Origin of the sequence: Gilvirhabdus luticola, assembly GCF_040117515.1 — a bacterium.
Classification (GTDB): domain Bacteria; phylum Bacteroidota; class Bacteroidia; order Flavobacteriales; family Flavobacteriaceae; genus Gilvirhabdus; species Gilvirhabdus luticola.
On record NZ_JBEEEN010000001.1, the window covers coordinates 600,606 to 620,312 of the forward strand.

The window sequence follows — 19,707 nt, forward strand, 5'->3', positions numbered from 1 at the left end:
TTTCATGTTTTTTTAAAAATTAAGTTTTGCACCAATACTAAAGGTTCTACCATAACCAAAATACACTAATGCTGTATCTGTAGTTGATCCAGAACCGTCTTGCGCATCAGAAATATACTCTGTATCAAACACATTGTTCATCCTTGCTGTTAAAGTGGCATCGAAAGGGCCAAACTCAAAACCATGAGTCATAGCTACATCAAACAAGCCGTAATCTGGCATTTTCCACGCATCTGGAGCACCTTGTGTACCACGATCACTAGGATCAAAATCAGCATATATATTATCATAATAATTATAATCAATAATCAGTCTAGTTTTTGGTGAAAATTTATAATTTATCCCTAAAGCAAAAGTTGTTTGGGCAGCATCTCCTACATGCAAGTCTTTAATGAAAAGGTCAACTGTTTCTACAACGTTTTGATCCTCATCAAGGATATCAACATCTGTAACATCACTATCCCATCTCCAATCACCAAAAGAGGCCATACCTGTTATGTCCAATTTCTCTGTAGCCCTGTATATAAAGTCTAATTCCACACCTTGGTGAATTGCATTAACCCCTAGAATATTAGCAGCTGCATTTGTTCCATCTGGTTGTTGAAATGAAACTGTTTCAGTTCTATCATCCCATCTTGTACTGTAAAGGTTCACATTTGCCGATAGTTTATCTCCTCTAAAACCATATCCCAATTCAAAACTCGATATTTTTTGGTTTGGTGCATCTTCATTAATGTTATCATTGGAGAAATTTAAGAATACAGAATCGAAACCTGGTGCTTTTTCAAAATACCCAAGGTTTGCAAAAATATTATGGTTAGCATCTATTCTATAATTGGCGCCACCTTTTGCGCTAAATCCAAAGAAATTGTAGCGATCGGTTTCTTGTAAAGGGTCTGAATCTAAATAATTAAAATAGTCAACTCTTTTATAGGATGTATTTGAAGCTGCTAAAGATATAAATGTGTTAAACTTTTCGTTAACATCATATTCTAATTGAGCAAATGCTCCTAACCAGCCAACTAAACCATCGTTATAATAATCTCTTTTATCGCCAACTTGAAGTGCAGCATTTGGGTTGTTAACATCTCCATTGTCGATAGCAAATTCAGCACCTAATAAATCTGTTACTTCAGAAAAATGGATTCCTTTATAGTATCTCCAATCTAATCCGGCTAATAACACCAAATCGTCATTTATATTCGTTTTTAGCGTAGAAAGCACTCCATACCAATTATGATCATTACGTGATGCTCTCAAATATGTCTCTGCGCCATTTGCACCAGCCGCAATGTTCTCATCAACAATTTTATCAAAGTCAATTGGTCCGAAAGCTCCAATTCTGTAATCGCCTTGACCTGTAGAACTATCAAATCCAAACTTATACTCTCCAGCAGTACCACCTCCACCTCCAGATCCAAATGATGCATATACAGAAGTGTTGATTGAGGTATTATCATTTAAATTCCAATAATGATTTAAGGACATTTGAGGCTTATTATAAAAGTTGTCTTCTTGGAATGTTACCTGACCATTTTTGTATCCCCAATCTGCATTAAATTTTCTTCCTCTTTCAGCTTTTCTAAACGTTTCAATCAATTGCCTGTTTTGTCTTTGACCATGGCGTTGCTTGGCTCCAAAAGCCGAAAACGATAGTTTATGAGCATCGTTTATTTCTTTAGAGATATTAACAAAGTATGATACACCTGAAAATTCCGTTCCATCAACATATCCATCACCTTCAGTTTTAGCGGCAGAAACTGTTGCGGCAAAACCATTTTCCATTAATCCAGTTGAGTAAGTTAAGCCATATTTAAAATAACCGTCATTACCAACTGAAGTTATCACATTTCCTCCAGCTTCCACGTCTGTTGTATTTGTAACTATATTAATTGTACCACCAATAGAAGGGACAGCAATTTTAGCAGCTCCTAAACCCCTTTGTACCTGCATTTGGCTTGTAACATCTCCAAGTCCAGCCCAGTTACTCCAATAGACTCTTCCATTTTCCATATCGTTAACCGGAATACCATTAATCATTACAGCGACATTTTCAGAATTAAAGCCTCTTAAATTAATTCTACCATCTCCATAACCACCTCCAGCTTTGGTTGCATAAACTCCTGGCGTTGATTTTAAAATTTCTGGGAATTCTTGAGTTCCTAGTTTTAACTCAATGTCAGCTGATTTAACAGTTGAAACTGCAACTGGTGTTTTTCTATCAACAGCAACAGAAGCAATAATTTGAACTTCTTGCAACCCAAATTGGCTAGGTTGCATTGATACTTCTCCAAGATCTGTGTCACCCGAAATTGAGATTTCTTGAGTTAAAAACCCAACATACGAAACCAAAATAACCGCATCAGATGTAGTTGTTGTAAGCGTAAAATTTCCGTCAAAGTCTGACGATACCCCATTTGTTGTTCCTTTTTCAACAATGTTTACTCCTGGTAAGGGAGTGCCTAATTCAGGATCCATAGTTGTTCCTGTTACCGTGCTTTGAGCAAAGGCAGTATTGAAACTTACCATTACCAAAGCAAAAAATAAAAATCTAGTAATGTTTCTCATTTTTTTATATTAAGATTGGTTTTAAATTTTGTGCAAAGATTAACATATTGATAAAACTTAAGTTTAAGTTAATGTTAACAAATCACTACTATGCAAATTAAGAAAAATAATGTATAAAATAACTTTATTGAGGATGATATTTATACAATTTTACCTATTTGTTTTTAGTTATTTGATAATAATCGATGAGGTTTCTTGTTGAGGAGTCATGAATTTTTCTAGTGTTTCCTTTAAGTTCAGATAAAATTGTATTTGCTAATTGTTTCCCTAATTCTACGCCAAATTGATCATAACTAAAAATATTCCAAATGACACCTTGTACAAAAATTTTATGTTCATACACAGCTATTAGTTTTCCTAAAGATTCTGGCGAAAGTTTATGAATGAAAATAGTGTTTGTTGGTTTATTGCCAGTAAATACTTTAAAAGGGATTAAAGTCTCCAAATTTCCTTCGGCAATCACTTCTTCTTCAGTCTTTCCATTTAATAAAGCTTCCGTTTGTGCTAAAAAATTAGAGATAAGTTTATCTTGATGATCCTGATTCCCATGCAATGATTGACTAAATCCTATGAAGTCTGCTGGTATTAGTTTAGTGCCTTGGTGAATCAATTGAAAAAAAGCATGTTGAGAATTAGTGCCTGGTTCTCCCCAAATTATAGTTCCAGTTTGATAATCTGTAGGCTTACCATTTCTATCTACACTTTTACCATTACTTTCCATAATACCTTGTTGCAAATATGTAGCAAACTGATTTAGATATTGAGAATACGGAATTATAGCTTCTGTTTCAGCTTTGAAAAAATTATTATACCATATACTTAATAATGCTAATACCACTGGAATATTTCTATTGAATGCTTCACTTTTAAAATGAAGATCCATTTTGTGAGCCCCTTTTAAGAGTTGATTAAAGTTGTTGTAACCAACAGCCAAGCTAATAGTCAAACCTACGGCACTCCAAAGAGAAAAACGGCCACCAACCCAATCCCACATTGGGAAAATATTACTTCCATCTATTCCGAAGGTTTTAACTTTTTCAACATTGGTTGAAACGGCTACAAAATGTTTTGCAATCGCTTCTTCTGGAGCTGACTTTAAAAACCAATCTCTAATAGTATTAGCATTAGAAAGAGTTTCTTGAGTCGTAAATGTTTTGGAAACAATTACAAAAAGAGTTGTTTCGGGATTTATTTTTTTGATAACTTCATTAACATGGTCGCCATCTACATTGCTTACAAAATGAGTGTTTAAATGATTTGTATAATATTGCAGTGCTTCAACTACCATTGCAGGCCCTAGATCTGAACCGCCAATTCCTATATTCACTATATCTGTGAATGCTTTGCCTGTAAATCCTTTTCTTTCAGCATTTATAATCTCATTTGAAAATACTTCAATCTTTTTCTTTACTTGATAAATTTCAGGAATAATATTTTTTCCATCAACTAAAATGGTATCTGTTTCAGGAGCCCTCAAAGCTGTATGTAGAACTGCTCTGCCTTCAGTTTTATTTATAATTTCACCTGAAAACTGGCTTTTAATAGCATCTTTCAACTTAACTTCTTCAGCTAATTCTAATAAATACTGGAAAGTTTCTTCTGTAATTCTGTTTTTTGAAAAATCAACATAAAAATCATTCCACTTTATTGAGAACTTATTTGCTCTCTCTTGGTCTTGAGAAAACAAATCTTTCATCTGAACATTTTTTATGTTATTAAAATGTGCCTGTAAATTTTTCCAAGCATTTGTACTAATAGGATTATTCTTTGGTAATGCCATATTATGAATTTCCTTGGGTAATTACTGGTTGTTCCAGTAGTTCCTCCTCTATTATTTCTGGTTGAAAGAAAATATTATCTAACCTATACTTTATAGGTTGTATATATTCTAAAAATTTTACTTTTAGTGAATCAGAAATAGGCTCGGCTTCTGGCAATTTTTGTTTAAACGGATCTACTTGTTTTCCATTTTTCCAAAAACGATAACATACATGTGGCCCGCCAGTATTTCCTGTCATACCAACCCAACCTATAACATCGCCTTGTTTTACAAAATCTCCAACTTTGGCTTTGCGTTTGCTCATGTGTAAATATTGTGTGGAATATGTGGAATTGTGTCTTATTTTCACATAATTTCCGTTCCCTCCTTTACGTCTAGATTCTATAACTGTTCCATTGGCAGTTGCCAATATTGGAGTGCCAACACTTGCTGCAAAGTCTGTACCTTTATGTGGTCTTACTTTATTGCCGTAATAGGCAATTCTTCGTTTTAAGTTGTATCTTGAGGACACTCTACTAAATTGAACAGGTGCTTTTAAGAAAGCGCGTCTTAAATTTTCAGCCTCTTCATTAAAATAATCAACAATTCCCTTTACGCTGTCTGTTTCAAACTCAAAAGCATAAAATGGCTCTTTTTTATGTTCGAAATAAGCTGCTTTAATATCGCCAATTCCTGCATAGATTGTATCGTCTATATACTTGTCTGAATAGATGACCTTAAACCTATCTCCTTTTTGTAGTCGGTTAAAATCTATGGTCCAAGCATAAATATTATCTGACATTTTATAAGCTAGAATAACGCTTATGCCTTGTTGGTCCAATGCATCAGATATATTCGTGGAAATAACACCTGTTGCAATTTTTTCAACATATTTTATAGGTTTTCTATTTGTATATGCATGAATTGAATCTTGAAAGTTTATAACTACGTATTCCTCTTTGTTTGGTTGATAAATAAAGCATTTAGGTTCTTGAAGTGAATCTTTTGAACAAAGTAATGTATAAGGTTTACCTACTTGAAGTCGTCTAATATCAAAACTGTCTTTAGCTTTTTCTGCAATATGATAGATTTTAGGATATCCTATACTATTACGCTCAAGAATTTGACCAAAGCTGTCGCCTTTTTTAATAGTATCGCGTTTTACAATGTAATCGTCTAAACAAAAACCGAATTCATAAACATCTTTTGGTTCGGCTATTGCAATTTCTTCAATTATTGGTTCTTTGGGGTCATCTTTACAGCTAACAATACTTAAAAACACTAATAAGATTGTTAAACATTCTTTCCCCAATCTTTTAATTCTTGGTCGGTCCATAAATCTGGAAAAAATATTCTTCGTTGGTATTTTGGGTGCATATATTTTACCCATTCACTTCCTCCTGTTGCTTCGGCAGTCTCACCTCCAATATTTAAATAGTGATTTGCCGTATTGTAATGTGCCATTACCCAAGTAATATTTACTGTGTAATCATAATGACGCATTGCTTTAATTAAATTTTTATCCTTTTTCACTACCTCTGGAAGTTCCTTAAATTTACTCCAAAGGTTGTGTGTGTTATAAAATTTGGTAAATCTAATAAATTCTTCTTTGTATTTTTCTTCAAAAGTTGTTAATAAATAACTTTTTTTGCCAGTTTTATAATCTTTGCCAGCAGCTTGCCAATACAAATGGTCAAAAGCATGTTCGTATGGCGTGTTTCTGTCTATGGTCTTTCTAAATCTATTATCAATTAAATTAATGAGTTCAGTAGAAGCAAATTCAATTTTCCTGTATTGAGCACTTTGAAACCCGCTACCAGGAGTTAAAGTTGTTCTAAATTTATTGTATTGTTCAACTTCCATTCCTTCTCGCATAATATTGAAAGATGATGTCAACATGTCAAAATAACGACTAATTCTCATCAGTTTAGATGTAAAAAAATCTGCTTCAATATTCTCTTTTCTTGCTACTTGATCAATTTCCCAGAGTATCATTTTGAAAAGTAACTCATTAATCTGATGATACATAATAAATACCATCTCGTCTGGAATTGTAGTTCTTTGTATTTGAAGGTTTAAGAGAGAATCCGTATGGATATAATCCCAGTAATTCATGGGTTTGCTATAAAGCAATCCTTCTAAATGGGTGTCTAGATCCTGTCCTAATCTATCATATTTTTCTTTAAGCTGGTTGGTAATGTTCTTTTTAGAATCCATTAATCGTCTACAACAATTTTAAACGGGTGTTTTAATCCTTTGAATGCTTCAAGATCTGCTCGTAACGATCCTACAGCAAGATCTGCTTTTACGCGCAAAGGTACTCTATTTTTATCTTTAGAAACCCACAGCGTTAAACTTTCTTCTTCTTTAAAAACTCTTCCTGCCATAACATAAGGCCTAAATTTTAACGCCTCAATATTTCCAAATTCTGTATTTATTATTTCTTCTCCTAAATATTTTAATTTGAACCCATAATTTTCTTCGTCAAAAAACATATCTACCATTATCTCATCACCCAGCTTCAGTTTAGTTACATCTAACTTGTTTCGTAAATAGTAAAAAGTAGAAACCATATCCTGTATGTTAGGTTTTGTATCAAAAACCTTGTTAGTCTTATGCTTTTTATTATTTACATAAGCTTTTTGATTGGTTTGGTCAAATTCTATTTCTATGTCTTTGGTATGCCCTCCTTCATTTATATCTCTTATAAATTTATATGGAATCAACTTTTCCTTATCAAAGTAGCTTTCATATCTATCTTTAACTTTAAAGAACCATTTTATTGCTCCTGTTGTCCAACCCTTACCAACAACATGATAGACTGGCTTGCTATCTAAAGATTCTTCTTTGATGGATAATGTTGCATTGCCTGCTTTGAGAAAACCACTATAACTCATTTCGAACCTAAACCATTCACCATCTTGGAATGCAGGAGTATTTTGTGAAAAGACATTGCATGCCAACAACAGGGACAATATAAGTAGTGTTTTATTCATTTTTGTGTGCAATTGTAATTTAACTCTTTAACCCAATTATTATTGTTTATGCTATTGGAATTACAATTACTGTTCCAAAAGTATTAAAACAAAAAAACTCCATCTATAAGAATGATGGAGTTTTTAAAGAATTAATACTCAATTAATATTAAAGTGTCCCTCTATTTGCTTGTTCTCTTTCAATAGATTCAAAAAGAGCCTTGAAATTTCCTGCTCCAAAACCTTTGGCTCCCATCCGTTGAATTATTTCAAAAAACAAAGTTGGTCTGTCTTCTACAGGTTTTGTGAATATTTGAAGCAAATATCCTTCTTCATCTGCATCGATCATAATGCCAAGACTTTTTAGAGTTTCAATATCTTCTCTTAATTCATGACTGTATTCTTCTAACCTTCCAGGTACAGCTCTATAATATTCTTCTGGCGGTGTTGATAAAAATTCAACTCCTCTAGCTTTTAATTTACTTACTGTTGTAATAATATCGTCTGTAGCTACGGCTAAATGTTGTACGCCTGGCCCTTCATAAAAATCTAAATATTCTTCTATTTGTGATCTTTTTATTCCTTCTGCAGGTTCGTTAATTGGAAATTTTACTCGGCCATTACCATTACTCATGACTTTACTCATGAGTGCAGAATATTCTGTATGAATTTGTTTATCATCAAACGATAGGAAGTTTTCAAATCCCATAACCTCTTCATACCATTTTACCCAAGTATTCATTTCTCCCCAACCTACATTACCAACCATGTGATCTATATATTTCAGACCTGTTGGTTCTGGATTGTAATCTGATTTTTGTGCAACAAACCCAGGCAAAAAAGTTCCATTGTAGTTTTTACGTTCAACAAACAAATGAACAGTTTCTCCATAAGTATATATTCCTGAACGAACAACTTCACCAAATTCATCTTTTTCAACGGTTGGTTCCATATACGATTTTGCACCGCGATTTGTAGTTTCTTCATGGGCTTTTCTAGCGTCTTCAACCCATAGTGCTATAACTTTTACTCCATCTCCATGCTTAACGATATGCTCATTTATAGGAGATTTACTGTTAAGAGGTGTTGTTAATACCAATTTTATTTTGTCTTGTTTTAGAACATAACTCACACTATCACGTGAGCCCGTTTCCAAGCCTTTATATGCATAAGACTGAAAACCAAATGCTGTTTTGTAAAAATGTGCTGCTTGTTTTGCATTACCTACATAAAACTCTACATAGTCTGTTCCTAAAAGTGGAAGAAAATCTTCTGCTCCTTCAAATATTTTTTCAAGTCCGTAATCAACTGATTTTATTTCTTTACTCATTGTATTTAAGTTTTTTTGTTGGATTATTCCAACCATGATTTATGGTAATCTTCGTCTGCTATTTTCATAGCTTCTTCTGTAACCATCAAAGGTTTAAATGTATCAACCATGACAGCTAGTTCGTCTGTTTTGGTCTTACCTATACTTCTTTCGGTTGCTCCTGGATGTGGCCCATGAGGAATTCCAGCAGGATGCAATGATATGTGTCCTTCCTCAACATCATTTCTACTCATAAAATCTCCATCTACATAATACAAAACCTCGTCACTATCTATATTGCTATGATTGTAAGGTGCCGGTATGCTTTGTGGATGATAGTCGTACAAACGAGGCACAAAACTACAAACTACAAATGCATCTGTTTCAAAAGTTTGATGTACAGGAGGTGGTTGGTGAATGCGCCCTGTTATTGGTTCAAAATCATGAATTGAAAATGCATAAGGATAATTATAGCCGTCATAACCAACAACATCAAACGGGTGAGAAGCATAAACCATTTCAATAATATCGCCTTGTTTTTTTACTTTAATTAAAAAATCTCCCTTTTCGTTATATGTTTCAAGTTCTTCTGGTCTTCTTATATCACGTTCGCAAAAAGGTGAATGTTCTAAAAGTTGTCCGAACCAATTCCTGTATCGTTTTGGCGTATAAATTGGTCTATGGGATTCTACAATAAATAATCGATTATCTTCAGAATCAAAATCTATTTTATAAATAATCCCTCTGGGAATTAATAGATAATCACCATATTTAAAATCGAGATTTCCAAACATGGTTCTTAATTTACCGCTGCCTTTGTGTACAAAAATTAATTCGTCTGCATCGGTATTTTTATAAAAATATTCTGAAGTTGATTGTTTTGGTGCAGAAAGAATAATGCTACAATCATTATTCGTTAAAATAGTCTTCCTACTCACTAAATAATCATTTTCAGGCTTTACTTGAAACCCTTTAAACCTGTAAGATTTGATATTATTTGACTTGGCTATTTTTGGAGCAACGCTATATTGTTTTGATATAGCTTTTACCTGTGTTGGGCGTTGCTCATGGTAACTGTTTGTTGACATTCCGTCAAAACCAATGGTGCCAAACAGCTGCTCGCTATACAAAATACCATCTGGTTTTCTAAATTGTGTGTGTCGTTTATGGGGTATTTTTCCTAATTTATGATAAAAAGGCATTGTTCTAATTTTAAAAGTTAAAAATAAAAGCTAAAAGCAATTAGGCCTTTATACTTTTTAAATTACATAAAGATACAATAATGCCAACTCATTCAGGATTTCTCTTGATGAGGAAGTGGAGTAGTAATAATAAATCTGCCCAAAACAGTTTCATAATGGCACAAATATCGTGAAAATTTATGAATTTTTAAACTTAAAGTTATTGATAATCACTAAAACCAAAATCCTAGATTAAAAAACCAAATACTTTCTTTCAATTCTGGGGACCAAGTGCATTTAGCTTCTAAAGGGCCTAGAAATGTTTCAATAGAATAGCCTAAAGTATATCCTGTATATTCTGGGTTTGTTAACCAATCTCCTGTTTCAAATAGATTGTCTTCTACATTAGCAAAATTACCTGCCAAACTGATATGATGCTTTTTGAATATCTCGTAGTCAAAATTTAATGTGGCTTTTACAAAACTATTCCCTGAAATAGTTATAAAATCATATCCATAGAAGGATTTAAAATTATTAATAAAATCGTTACCGTATCCACCTAATACAAAATCTAGATACGGTATTGAGTTATCGCCAATTTTAAAACCTCCTTCTGTTGTGAGTGTTGCTGTTAAGCGTTTTGAAAAACTTTGGGCATACCCAATTTTGGCCTGTGCGATTGAATATTCTGAAAAAGAATTGTTAAAATCGGAAGAATATAAATATAAATGAAAATCACCATCAAATAAAAAACCTTCATTTGGAAAATGTTTATTATCAAAGGTGTCAAACTTAATTCTGCCAAAAACACTAAAATAATCACTGTTTTCGAAAATTTTCTCTTTTTCGTTTGGATCATCGAGAATAGTTTCAGAATTTATTTTTAAATGTTTCAATTCTGCTCCAAGTATTAATGCAAAATCCTTTCTAAATAATGTTTGTAAATAAAATTGATTTGTAAAATCCGATAAATCTGTATCTATTTTATTAACACCAAGAGCTTCAGCTTCTTCTGACGTTAATAATGCTTCTGCATTTACATTTCTATTAAATTGATTAAATCGGGATTTGAACCCAATACTCCAATAAAAGCCTCTATCTATAAAATATTCAAAATTGTACCTTAAGTTATCACCTAAAATTAAATCTAAAGACATGACATCATTCTTTACAAACAACTTCTTTTTTGTTAAGTTAACCAGCAAAGCGCTTTTATAAAGATCATCATAATGAAGTCCAAACTTTATAAAAGCAGTCTCTTGAGACTCTTGAACTGAAGCATACAAGTTATATCCTTCATCATATTGAGTATGTTTAAGCTCGTATTGAAAGCTATCAAAATTATTGGTTGCAATTAAGTTATTGATACCATCATTAAAAGCATTATAACTAATCTTCTCATTAGATTTGATTTTAAGTTTCCCTAAAATGTAGGCCCGTGTGTAATTGTTATTACCAATTACTTCAATTTCGTTAATCTGCAAACTGTCTTGAAGAGTTATTTTAATGGGTAATAGTTTTTTTGTTGATTGCTTAAATACAATATCTTTCAACTGTTCTTCGGCTTGCTTTGCTGCAAAAATTCCTCTAGCTATAATTTCTTGCCCTTGATCAAACGAAACTACAGAGTAATCCTTAATATCTGGTTTTATATAGACATCTGTTTTTTTAGATTTTAACTTCATGTCTTTAACCGTTCTAAAATTATTTATTTGGAGTAAAATATCTGTGGCCGCAGTTAAGCCATCTCTATCCCTTAAATCATCTTGTACGTCAACACCAATAATTATATCAACATCTTTTTCTTTGAGCTCATCAATTGGATAATTGTTCACAACGCCACCATCAATTAGTACTTTATCATCTATGGTTACTGGCTGAAATAACGAAGGAAGAGCACCACTAGCCATTACCGCTTGTGCTAGATTACCTTTGTCCAAAACAACTTGCTCTCCTGTTTCAATATTAGTGGCTATACAAAAAAATGGGATTGGTAAATCTTTAAAATCCTTGATATCTCCAACATGAATGGTTATTTTAGAAATTAAATTATATGCATTTTGTCCACTGGATAAAGCGGAAGGTAATTTAAGTTTAAATTTTTCTAAAGGTAGAGTGATAGCATATTTTTCAGAATTCTCTTTTTCATAAAAGGTTTTTGCTGCTCTAGGTAAATAATCACTTAATATTTCGTCAAAATTTACTCGTTTAAAAAGTGAGTCTATTTGTTTACCTGAATATCCAGAAGCATAAAGTGAACCTACAATGGCTCCCATGCTTGTACCAGCCACATAATCTACGCGTAATCCTAAACTATCAATCACTTTAAGGACTCCAATGTGAGCTAATCCTTTAGCACCACCACCGCTTAACACTAAACCAACTTTTAGGTCATCTTCATGGATAGTTTCTTGTGCAAAAGTGCATATGCTTAGAAGAATTAATATGAAAAATAGTTTATATCTCATTTATTATTATAATAATTGAAAATAATTTTTGCTTTAGACTTGCCAATTACTGGTTCAAGCTCATTAATGCTTAAACTAGTTAGACGTTTTACAGACTTGAAATGTTTTAATAATGTTACGATTGTTTTTTCACCAATACCTGGGATGGTTTCCAACTCCGTATTTAACGCACTTTTGCTTCGCTTATTTCTATGATGTTCTATCCCAAAGCGATGTGCTTCATTTCTTAACTGCTGTATGATTTTTAACGTTTCACTTTTTTTATCTAAATATAAGGGAATTGGATCATCTGGATAAAATAATTCTTCTAAACGTTTAGCAATTCCGATTATGGTCATTTTCCCTCTTAAATTTAATTTATCAATACTCTTTAATGATGACGACAATTGACCTTTACCTCCATCAATAATTACAAGTTGAGGTAAGTTTTGACCTTCATCTAACAAACGTTTATAACGTCTGTACACCACTTCTTCCATTGAAGCAAAGTCGTCTGGGCCTTCAACCGTTTTGATATTATAATGTCTATAATCTTTTTTACTTGGCTTTCCATTCTTAAAAACAACACAGGCTGCAACTGGGTTTGTGCCTTGAATGTTGGAATTATCAAAACATTCTATATGTCTAGGTTCTTCTATTAACCTCAAATCGATCTTCATTTGAGCCATTATTCTGTTTCTATGCCTATCTGGATCTGTAATTTTAATTTGCTTAAACCGCTCCATTCGATAATATTTAGCATTTCTTAATGACAAATCCAGAATATGCTTTTTATCACCAAGTTTCGGAATCGTTACTTTAATGTTTTCTCCAAGATCCACCTTAAACGGAACATAAATTTCGTTTGAATTTGAATTGAATCTTTGTCTTATTTCAGTAATTGCTAATCCTAATAACTCCTTATCTGTTTCGGCTAATTTCTTTTTAATTTCTAAAGTATGGGACCTGATAATTGACCCATAGGAAAGTTGCAGAAAATTAATGTACCCATAGCTTTCATCACTAACTATTGTAAAAACATCTACATTACTGATTTTAGGGTTTACAATAGTAGATTTGGCTTGATAGTTTTGCAAAACCTCAATTTTCTCTTTAATTTTTTGTGCTTCTTCAAAATGCATGTCTAATGCAAGCTGTTTCATTTGTTTTTTAAACTGCGAAAGAGAATCTTTAAAATTCCCTTTTAAAATTTCACGAATGGCTTTTACATTTTCATGATATTCTTTTTCAGTTTCAAGACCTTCACATGGCCCTTTACAGTTTCCTAAATGGTACTCCAAACACACTTTATATTTACCAGCTCTTATCTTACTTTCAGATAGGTCGTAATTACAGGTGCGCAATTGATATAATCCTTTGATTAATTCCAATAAAGTTGACACTGTTTTCATACTAGTGTATGGTCCGAAATACTCACTGCCATCTTTAAAAACCCTTCGTGTAGAAAATACTCTTGGAAAACGTTCATTCTTAATACAAATCCAAGGATAAGACTTGTCATCCTTAAGCATGACATTATATCTTGGTTGATGTTTCTTAATTAAATTGTTTTCAAGGAGAAGAGCATCAGTTTCGGTTTCAACAACAATGTGCTTTATTGCTGCTATTTTTTTTACAAGTACTCGAGTTTTTCCATTCTCATGGGTTTTTGTAAAATATGAGCTTACTCTTTTTTTTAAATTTTTGGCTTTCCCAACATATAGAATTACTCCTTTATCATCGAAATATTGATATACTCCAGGTGCATTTGGTAATGTCTTCAATTGTATTTCTAAAGTAGATTTGCTCATTGATTCAAAAGTAACATTTCAAAATTAACGGTTATTTTATATCTTCAATAATTTAGATTAAAAAAGATAGTTTTTGAATTATCTTTATTGTTACTTTTGCGCGCTTTCAAAATATAAAATGAACAAACAAATTATTGGTAGAGTTGATATTTTAGATTTTCCTGAATTAGGCCTTTCTAAGATTGATGTTAAGATTGATACTGGTGCCTATACATCGGCTATTCATTGCTCTAAAATTACAGAGAAAAACAATGTGCTTTTATGTACTTTCTTTAGTGAAGGCCATCCCAATTTTAGCAATAAAACAGTCCTTTTTACTAATTTTTCAAAAACCGATGTAAAAAGCAGTAATGGTTTTAAAGAAAACAGATATAAAATAAAATCTGAAGTTGTATTTTTTGGCAAGACTTATAAAATATACTTAACTTTAAGTACTCGAGATGATATGAAATTTCCAGTTCTTATTGGCAGGCAGTTTTTAAAAGATAAATTTTTAGTAGATGTTAATCAAAAACATGTATCATATAATCACAATATTTTGAATAAAAATTTGATTACCAATTCTTATCCACAATCAAAAGAAACTATTCAATTTCCTGTTGAATTTAAAAACATTATAAGCCTTAACTAATGAATATTGTTATTCTTTCTAGAAACGGTAATTTATATTCAACAAAAAGACTTGTTGAAGAAGGTGAAAAACGTAATCATGTTGTTGAGGTAATCGATCCGCTTAAATGCGATATTATTATTGAAAAAGAAAAACCCACAATATATTACAAAGACCGTTATCTTGATTATGTAGATGCTATTATACCACGAATAGGAGCCACCGTCACTTTTTATGGCTGTGCTGTAGTGAGACAGTTCGAGATGATGAACATATTTACCACTGTAACATCAGACGCTATTGTACGGTCGAGAGACAAATTAAGAAGCTTGCAACGCCTAAGTAAAGCAGGCATTGGAATGCCTAAAACAGTTTTCACAAATTATTCTCGTGATGTTGAAGAGGTTATCGAGCATGTCGGTGGAACGCCTGTAATTATAAAGCTTCTAGAAGGTACACAAGGTCTAGGAGTTGTACTTGCCGAAACTAAAAGTGCGGCAGAATCGGTACTTGAAGCTTTTAATGGCTTACAAGCAAGAGTCATAGTTCAGGAATTTATCAAAGAAGCCAAAGGTGCAGATTTAAGGGCGCTTGTTGTCGATGGACATGTGGTTGGCGCTATGAAACGACAAGGTAAAGATGGCGAATTTCGTTCAAATTTACATAGAGGCGGTACTGCTGAAATTGTTAAGCTTAATGAGGCAGAATTAAAATTAGCTATGAAAGCTTCTCGTGCATTAAAACTTCCTGTTTGTGGTGTTGATATGTTGCAATCTGCTAGAGGACCTTTACTTTTGGAAGTAAATTCCACTCCAGGACTTGAAGGTATTGAAAGTGCAACTGGAAAAAATATAGCCAGAGCCATTATAACATTTATTGAAAGAAATAGAAGCTAATGACCTATAAGCAACGTAAAACAATAACAGTTTTAGGAGAACAAATAAGCCTTGGTGAAAGCTGTGAATTGAGTTTTGATGTTGCTAATTTACATACCTCTTCGAGTGTTGATGTCCCTGTTATTGTAGAACGCTCAAAAAAACCTGGACCAATTGTCTTATTTACAGCTGGTATACACGGTGATGAAGTTAACGGTGTAGAGATTGTAAGACAGATTATAGCTAAAGGGATCAACAAACCGAAATGTGGGACCATTATTTGTATTCCAGTTATCAATGTTTTTGGATTTATAAATTTAAACAGAGAATTCCCTGATGGAAGGGATTTAAATAGAGTTTTTCCAGGAAAAAAAACAGGGTCTTTGGCTAGTAGAGTTGCTTATAAATTAATTAATGAAATTATCCCAGATGTTGATGTTATTATGGATTTTCATACGGGAAGTGCAGGTCGATTTAATTCACCTCAAATTAGAATAGTCAAAAATAATTCTAGCCTTGATAAACTTGCTAGAATTTTCAACGCTCCTTTTATTCTCTATTCTAAAGACATTAAAAAATCCTTTAGAAATACTAGCAATAAATTAGGGAAATTGATGTTACTTTTTGAAGGCGGAAAATCTTTTCATATTGATAAAACAGTCACTAACACTGGTGTTAATGGAGCAAAACGCGTGTTGGCTCATTTAGGAATGCTTCCTACAAAGTTTAAGGTATCGAAGCCTAAAAAAACGCCCGTTTCTATATTGGAAAGCAGATGGCAAAGAGCTAATTTTTCTGGAATGTTTAAGGCTTCGATCGCCATAAATTCTAAAGTTGATAAAGGCGATATTCTTGGAAACATTACAGATCCTTACGGAAAATTCAATCATTTTGTAAAAGCTTCACATTCTGGATATATCATCAATGTCAACGAATCTCCTATTGTTTATCAGGGCGATGCTTTATTCCATATTTCCACCAAATTCAAATAACTTCTTTCTCAAGTGATTAAATCTGAAATCAGGAAAAAATATAAAACACTTCGAAATAAGCTATCTGAAATTGAGGTAGATGATTTGAGTTTTCAAATTGCAAATTCGGTTTTAAAACTTCCTATATGGCAATATTCTTATTATCATATTTTTTTGACTATCGAAGAGAAAAAAGAAATAATAACTAATTATATATTAAGCATTTTGTCTGGAAAGGATAAAAACATTGTGGTTCCTAAAAGTGATTTCTCAACTGGTGTAATGACCAATTTTCTTCTCACAGACAATACAACACTCAAAAAGAACGCATTAGATATTCCTGAACCTGTTGACGGTATTGAAGTTGCCAATCATTTAATTGAAGTAGTTTTTATTCCTCTTCTAGGGTTTGATAAACTAGGCAATCGTGTTGGATATGGCAAGGGTTTTTATGATAAATTTTTAGCTTCCTGTAAGCCAGAAACTATTAAAATTGGTTTGTCTTTTTTTGAAGCTGAAGATAGTATTTCAGAAATTTCGACTCAAGACGAAAAACTTGATTTTTGTGTTACTCCTAAAACAATATATACGTTTTAGTGTGTAATACAGTTTTCGCAGTAGGTGTTTCTTAAGTATTCATCTTCTAAAAGTTGAAACGTCACGCCACCTTCTCCAAATGGATTAAACAATTTACAATACCGCTCTTGGTTCATATTAAAAGCATTAAGCATTATTGCTCTATATTCTGTTGTATTAGTGAGTTTTGTATTAATTATTGTAAGGTTTAAGTAGTAAAACAAAAGATCTTCATCTACGTCAATGGTGTTTACTTTATCTTTTAATAATTCAACAGATAAATCGGTGTTGGCATAATAACTAAAAAATTGTGCCAGACTTAAATAGTCAAAATCTGAAAATGTAAATTTTGAATAATTATTGTCTATATAAGTGACAGAGATGTCCTTGTTTTTATAATCTCTCTTACGCATATCATTCTCTGCTTTTATAATATGGTAATTTACCATCATTCTTGAGATAAGGGAATTGTCTACCTTATAATTTTTAAGCACATAAATTTGGTTTTTTAATGCTGTTTCATCAATATCAATTGCTTTGTGTCTCCAAAGTTTAAGCTTAAGTGCAACGATATTGTACTTAACCTTCATGTCTTTTGGGACTATTTTTTCAAGCTCTAATAATTCATTATAAACTATCAATGCTTGGAGTCCATCCGCCAAATACTTAAACGAAGAATTTTTATTCATGAAGTTTGCATATTTAGCTTGATTTGGGATTGTCATTTTTCTTAACACCTCTGGAGAAGCTTCCTGACCTTTAATTTTCTCAAAAATTGAATTTTGAATTTTTATTGCTTCATCTAATTGTTCGTTTTGCAAAGCAGAATTAAAATTAATTACTAACTGTTCTGTAGTCATATTTTTATACTTGTCTTTTCTTTCAAGCTCTAATTGTACAACAGCTTTTCTATGTTCTCTTAAAATTGGCTCAAGGCCTTGAGATGTTGAACCAACTAATTTTGCTTTTATATCAGATTTACTTAAGGTTTGAAAGTTTTTAAACCGTGTGTTTTTGATGTCATTTAAAAATTCTACCCAATTTTCTGATGATGAAATATGCGTTATAATGGTTGGCTTTTGGAATTTCTGCAACGCATTGGCTATACTATTTGCTCTTTGGTTTTGCAGTTCTATATTACGCTCTAAAAAACCTTCGACAGAAGAGTAAGCTCTAATGTCAATTGATTTTATATTAAAATCTGTTAATCTTAATGAATCGTAAAGTGGTTTAATGTCTTTTTGTGAGTATTCAGACTTATTCTTCTCAAAAGGAATGATAAATTTCAAAGATTTTGTTTTGATTGTATATCCTTCCTCTTCAATTGGTTTTATCTTTCTTGTGTTATAGGTTAATGAATCTAAATACATTCCCATATCCAAAAGATCCCATGGGTAAGCTTCAAGATCATAAACAACATAATATTGGCAAAGGCTTTGGTTGCTTAAAAATAAAATGTTGAATTCCAAATCATCGTTCAAAAGGCCTTGTGGAATTCTTCCAACCAAAACCCTATACTTATTTCCAACTTTTTTTATTCCGTTTTTTAATTCTTGAGTATAAACAGGTTCTAAAAGAAAGCCTTTTATTTGAGTGTCAATAACAGCTTCTAAACCACAATTATATCTGTCTTTAGGAACAATATCTATTGCCAAACCATCATCATTAGATGTTAACAAGCTTTTAAACCAATTTTCATCATTGGTCTCAAAAAACAAACTTGCGTTTACTTTAACTATTGAAAAACGAACCTCTCTAGGTCTTTGAAGAAAAGCCTGATTAAATTTTTGGCAAATTTGATTTCTTTCACTTCCGAGAAATTTAATACCATGAAGGTTTTGTGAATGATTAGAATAACTCGTAAAAAGAAGGATAATTGTTAAGGCAATCTTGAAAGACTTCATTTTTTATTTCGGATTAATAATCTGAAATATATTAATTTATTCTTTAGTCTTACTTATAAATTATTTAGAAAACGCTCTTTTATTAAAAACAATAAGTAAAAGAAAGCCAGTACTTATAGCCACATCTGCCACATTAAAAACTGGTTCAAAAAATGTAAAATAATCTCCTCCTACAAAAGGAAGCCATTCGGGTAAATAGCCTTTCCAAATTGGAAAATAAAGCATGTCTACTACGCTACCATGCAATAAAGTGTCATAGCCACCTCCTTTAGATAAAAATGTAGCGATCTCTCCATGACTGTCACTAAAAAGAATTCCATAAAAAACAGAATCTATGATGTTACCCAATGCTCCAGCAAAAATCAAAGCAATAGCAATAATAAGTAATTTAGAGCTTTTCTTTTTTGTAGAATCATAAAGCCAATAGCCTATTCCAAAAATAGCCACTATCCTAAAAAGCGTTAAAAGCACCTTTGCAGTTCTATCCGAAATGAAAGACACAAAATCGCTAATCTTGGTTCCCCAAGCCATGCCACTATTCTCTACAAAATATATTTTGAACCAATCAAAAACTCTAATGCTTTCTTGAAGTGTAAAATGCGTCTTTATATAAATTTTACTTATTTGGTCAATAAGCAAAATCATTATAATAAGTAAAACGGCCTTTTTTAACGACATTTTTTTGCTGCTTCTTAAAAATAAAAACGCCTCAAAAAAGAGG

At 32.2% G+C, this 19,707-nt stretch carries 15 protein-coding genes; 4 read left to right on the forward strand and 11 right to left on the reverse strand.

Annotated elements, in window-relative coordinates; all coding sequences use genetic code 11:
• Window positions 1-12: 12 nt before the first annotated feature.
• The 9 genes from AAFP94_RS02775 to uvrC form a co-directional block, all read right to left on the reverse strand.
• Window positions 13-2,568, reverse strand: a complete 2,556-nt coding sequence (locus AAFP94_RS02775; RefSeq protein ID WP_316660633.1) for a TonB-dependent receptor — start codon at window positions 2,566-2,568, stop codon at window positions 13-15.
• A gap of 154 nt (window positions 2,569-2,722) precedes the next feature.
• The gene (pgi, locus tag AAFP94_RS02780) at window positions 2,723-4,348 is read right to left on the reverse strand and encodes a glucose-6-phosphate isomerase (RefSeq protein ID WP_316660632.1); all 1,626 of its coding nucleotides are present in this window, start codon (window positions 4,346-4,348) and stop codon (window positions 2,723-2,725) included.
• Between the two features lies 1 nt (window position 4,349).
• Complete coding sequence (locus AAFP94_RS02785; protein WP_316661272.1) at window positions 4,350-5,663, reverse strand: peptidoglycan DD-metalloendopeptidase family protein; 1,314 nt, start codon at window positions 5,661-5,663, stop codon at window positions 4,350-4,352.
• The gene (locus AAFP94_RS02790) at window positions 5,621-6,544 is read right to left on the reverse strand and encodes a tryptophan 2,3-dioxygenase family protein (protein WP_316660631.1); all 924 of its coding nucleotides are present in this window, start codon (window positions 6,542-6,544) and stop codon (window positions 5,621-5,623) included. The genes AAFP94_RS02785 and AAFP94_RS02790 overlap by 43 nt, the downstream gene beginning before the upstream one ends.
• On the reverse strand, window positions 6,544-7,323 hold the full coding sequence (locus tag AAFP94_RS02795) for a DUF3108 domain-containing protein (protein WP_316660630.1): 780 nt from the start codon (window positions 7,321-7,323) through the stop codon (window positions 6,544-6,546). Before AAFP94_RS02795 ends, AAFP94_RS02790 begins: the two co-directional genes overlap by 1 nt.
• Before the next feature lie 148 nt (window positions 7,324-7,471).
• Window positions 7,472-8,632, reverse strand: a complete 1,161-nt coding sequence (gene hppD / locus AAFP94_RS02800) for a 4-hydroxyphenylpyruvate dioxygenase (protein ID WP_316660629.1) — start codon at window positions 8,630-8,632, stop codon at window positions 7,472-7,474.
• Window positions 8,633-8,655: 23 nt separating this feature from the next.
• Window positions 8,656-9,813: a homogentisate 1,2-dioxygenase gene (locus tag AAFP94_RS02805; RefSeq protein WP_316660628.1), complete on the reverse strand. Its 1,158-nt coding sequence runs from the start codon at window positions 9,811-9,813 to the stop codon at window positions 8,656-8,658.
• 212 nt (window positions 9,814-10,025) lie between these two features.
• Complete coding sequence (locus AAFP94_RS02810; protein WP_316660627.1) at window positions 10,026-12,260, reverse strand: patatin-like phospholipase family protein; 2,235 nt, start codon at window positions 12,258-12,260, stop codon at window positions 10,026-10,028.
• A complete protein-coding gene (gene uvrC, locus AAFP94_RS02815; protein WP_316660625.1) occupies window positions 12,257-14,050 on the reverse strand; it encodes an excinuclease ABC subunit UvrC in 1,794 nt (597 codons plus the stop codon). The genes AAFP94_RS02810 and uvrC overlap by 4 nt, the downstream gene beginning before the upstream one ends.
• Window positions 14,051-14,168: 118 nt before the next feature.
• Between uvrC and AAFP94_RS02820 the strand changes: the two genes are divergently transcribed.
• From AAFP94_RS02820 to AAFP94_RS02835, 4 genes are read left to right on the forward strand one after another with little or no spacing between them, the layout of a single operon-like run.
• Window positions 14,169-14,681: an ATP-dependent zinc protease family protein gene (locus AAFP94_RS02820; RefSeq protein WP_316660624.1), complete on the forward strand. Its 513-nt coding sequence runs from the start codon at window positions 14,169-14,171 to the stop codon at window positions 14,679-14,681.
• Complete coding sequence (rimK, locus tag AAFP94_RS02825; protein ID WP_316660623.1) at window positions 14,681-15,556, forward strand: 30S ribosomal protein S6--L-glutamate ligase; 876 nt, start codon at window positions 14,681-14,683, stop codon at window positions 15,554-15,556. Before AAFP94_RS02820 ends, rimK begins: the two co-directional genes overlap by 1 nt.
• A complete protein-coding gene (locus AAFP94_RS02830) occupies window positions 15,556-16,527 on the forward strand; it encodes a succinylglutamate desuccinylase/aspartoacylase family protein (RefSeq protein WP_316660622.1) in 972 nt (323 codons plus the stop codon). The genes rimK and AAFP94_RS02830 overlap by 1 nt, the downstream gene beginning before the upstream one ends.
• Window positions 16,528-16,539: 12 nt before the next feature.
• A complete protein-coding gene (locus AAFP94_RS02835; RefSeq protein ID WP_316660621.1) occupies window positions 16,540-17,103 on the forward strand; it encodes a 5-formyltetrahydrofolate cyclo-ligase in 564 nt (187 codons plus the stop codon).
• Here AAFP94_RS02835 and AAFP94_RS02840 read toward each other — a convergent pair.
• Window positions 17,100-18,986, reverse strand: a complete 1,887-nt coding sequence (locus tag AAFP94_RS02840; protein WP_316660617.1) for a hypothetical protein — start codon at window positions 18,984-18,986, stop codon at window positions 17,100-17,102. The genes AAFP94_RS02835 and AAFP94_RS02840 overlap by 4 nt on opposite strands.
• Window positions 18,987-19,046: 60 nt before the next feature.
• Window positions 19,047-19,664 (reverse strand): lipoprotein signal peptidase, encoded by a 618-nt coding sequence (locus AAFP94_RS02845; protein ID WP_316660616.1) that lies wholly within the window; start codon window positions 19,662-19,664, stop codon window positions 19,047-19,049.
• Window positions 19,665-19,707 lie beyond the last annotated feature (43 nt).

Coding starts and splice junctions, on each gene's coding strand:
- AAFP94_RS02775 (WP_316660633.1), bottom strand. CDS start 2,568: ATGAGAAACATTACTAGATTTTTATTTTTTGCTTTGGTAATGGTAAGT.
- pgi (WP_316660632.1), bottom strand. CDS start 4,348: ATGGCATTACCAAAGAATAATCCTATTAGTACAAATGCTTGGAAAAAT.
- AAFP94_RS02785 (WP_316661272.1), bottom strand. CDS start 5,663: ATGGACCGACCAAGAATTAAAAGATTGGGGAAAGAATGTTTAACAATC.
- AAFP94_RS02790 (WP_316660631.1), bottom strand. CDS start 6,544: ATGGATTCTAAAAAGAACATTACCAACCAGCTTAAAGAAAAATATGAT.
- AAFP94_RS02795 (WP_316660630.1), bottom strand. CDS start 7,323: ATGAATAAAACACTACTTATATTGTCCCTGTTGTTGGCATGCAATGTC.
- hppD (WP_316660629.1), bottom strand. CDS start 8,632: ATGAGTAAAGAAATAAAATCAGTTGATTACGGACTTGAAAAAATATTT.
- AAFP94_RS02805 (WP_316660628.1), bottom strand. CDS start 9,813: ATGCCTTTTTATCATAAATTAGGAAAAATACCCCATAAACGACACACA.
- AAFP94_RS02810 (WP_316660627.1), bottom strand. CDS start 12,260: ATGAGATATAAACTATTTTTCATATTAATTCTTCTAAGCATATGCACT.
- uvrC (WP_316660625.1), bottom strand. CDS start 14,050: ATGAGCAAATCTACTTTAGAAATACAATTGAAGACATTACCAAATGCA.
- AAFP94_RS02820 (WP_316660624.1), top strand. CDS start 14,169: ATGAACAAACAAATTATTGGTAGAGTTGATATTTTAGATTTTCCTGAA.
- rimK (WP_316660623.1), top strand. CDS start 14,681: ATGAATATTGTTATTCTTTCTAGAAACGGTAATTTATATTCAACAAAA.
- AAFP94_RS02830 (WP_316660622.1), top strand. CDS start 15,556: ATGACCTATAAGCAACGTAAAACAATAACAGTTTTAGGAGAACAAATA.
- AAFP94_RS02840 (WP_316660617.1), bottom strand. CDS start 18,986: ATGAAGTCTTTCAAGATTGCCTTAACAATTATCCTTCTTTTTACGAGT.
- AAFP94_RS02845 (WP_316660616.1), bottom strand. CDS start 19,664: ATGTCGTTAAAAAAGGCCGTTTTACTTATTATAATGATTTTGCTTATT.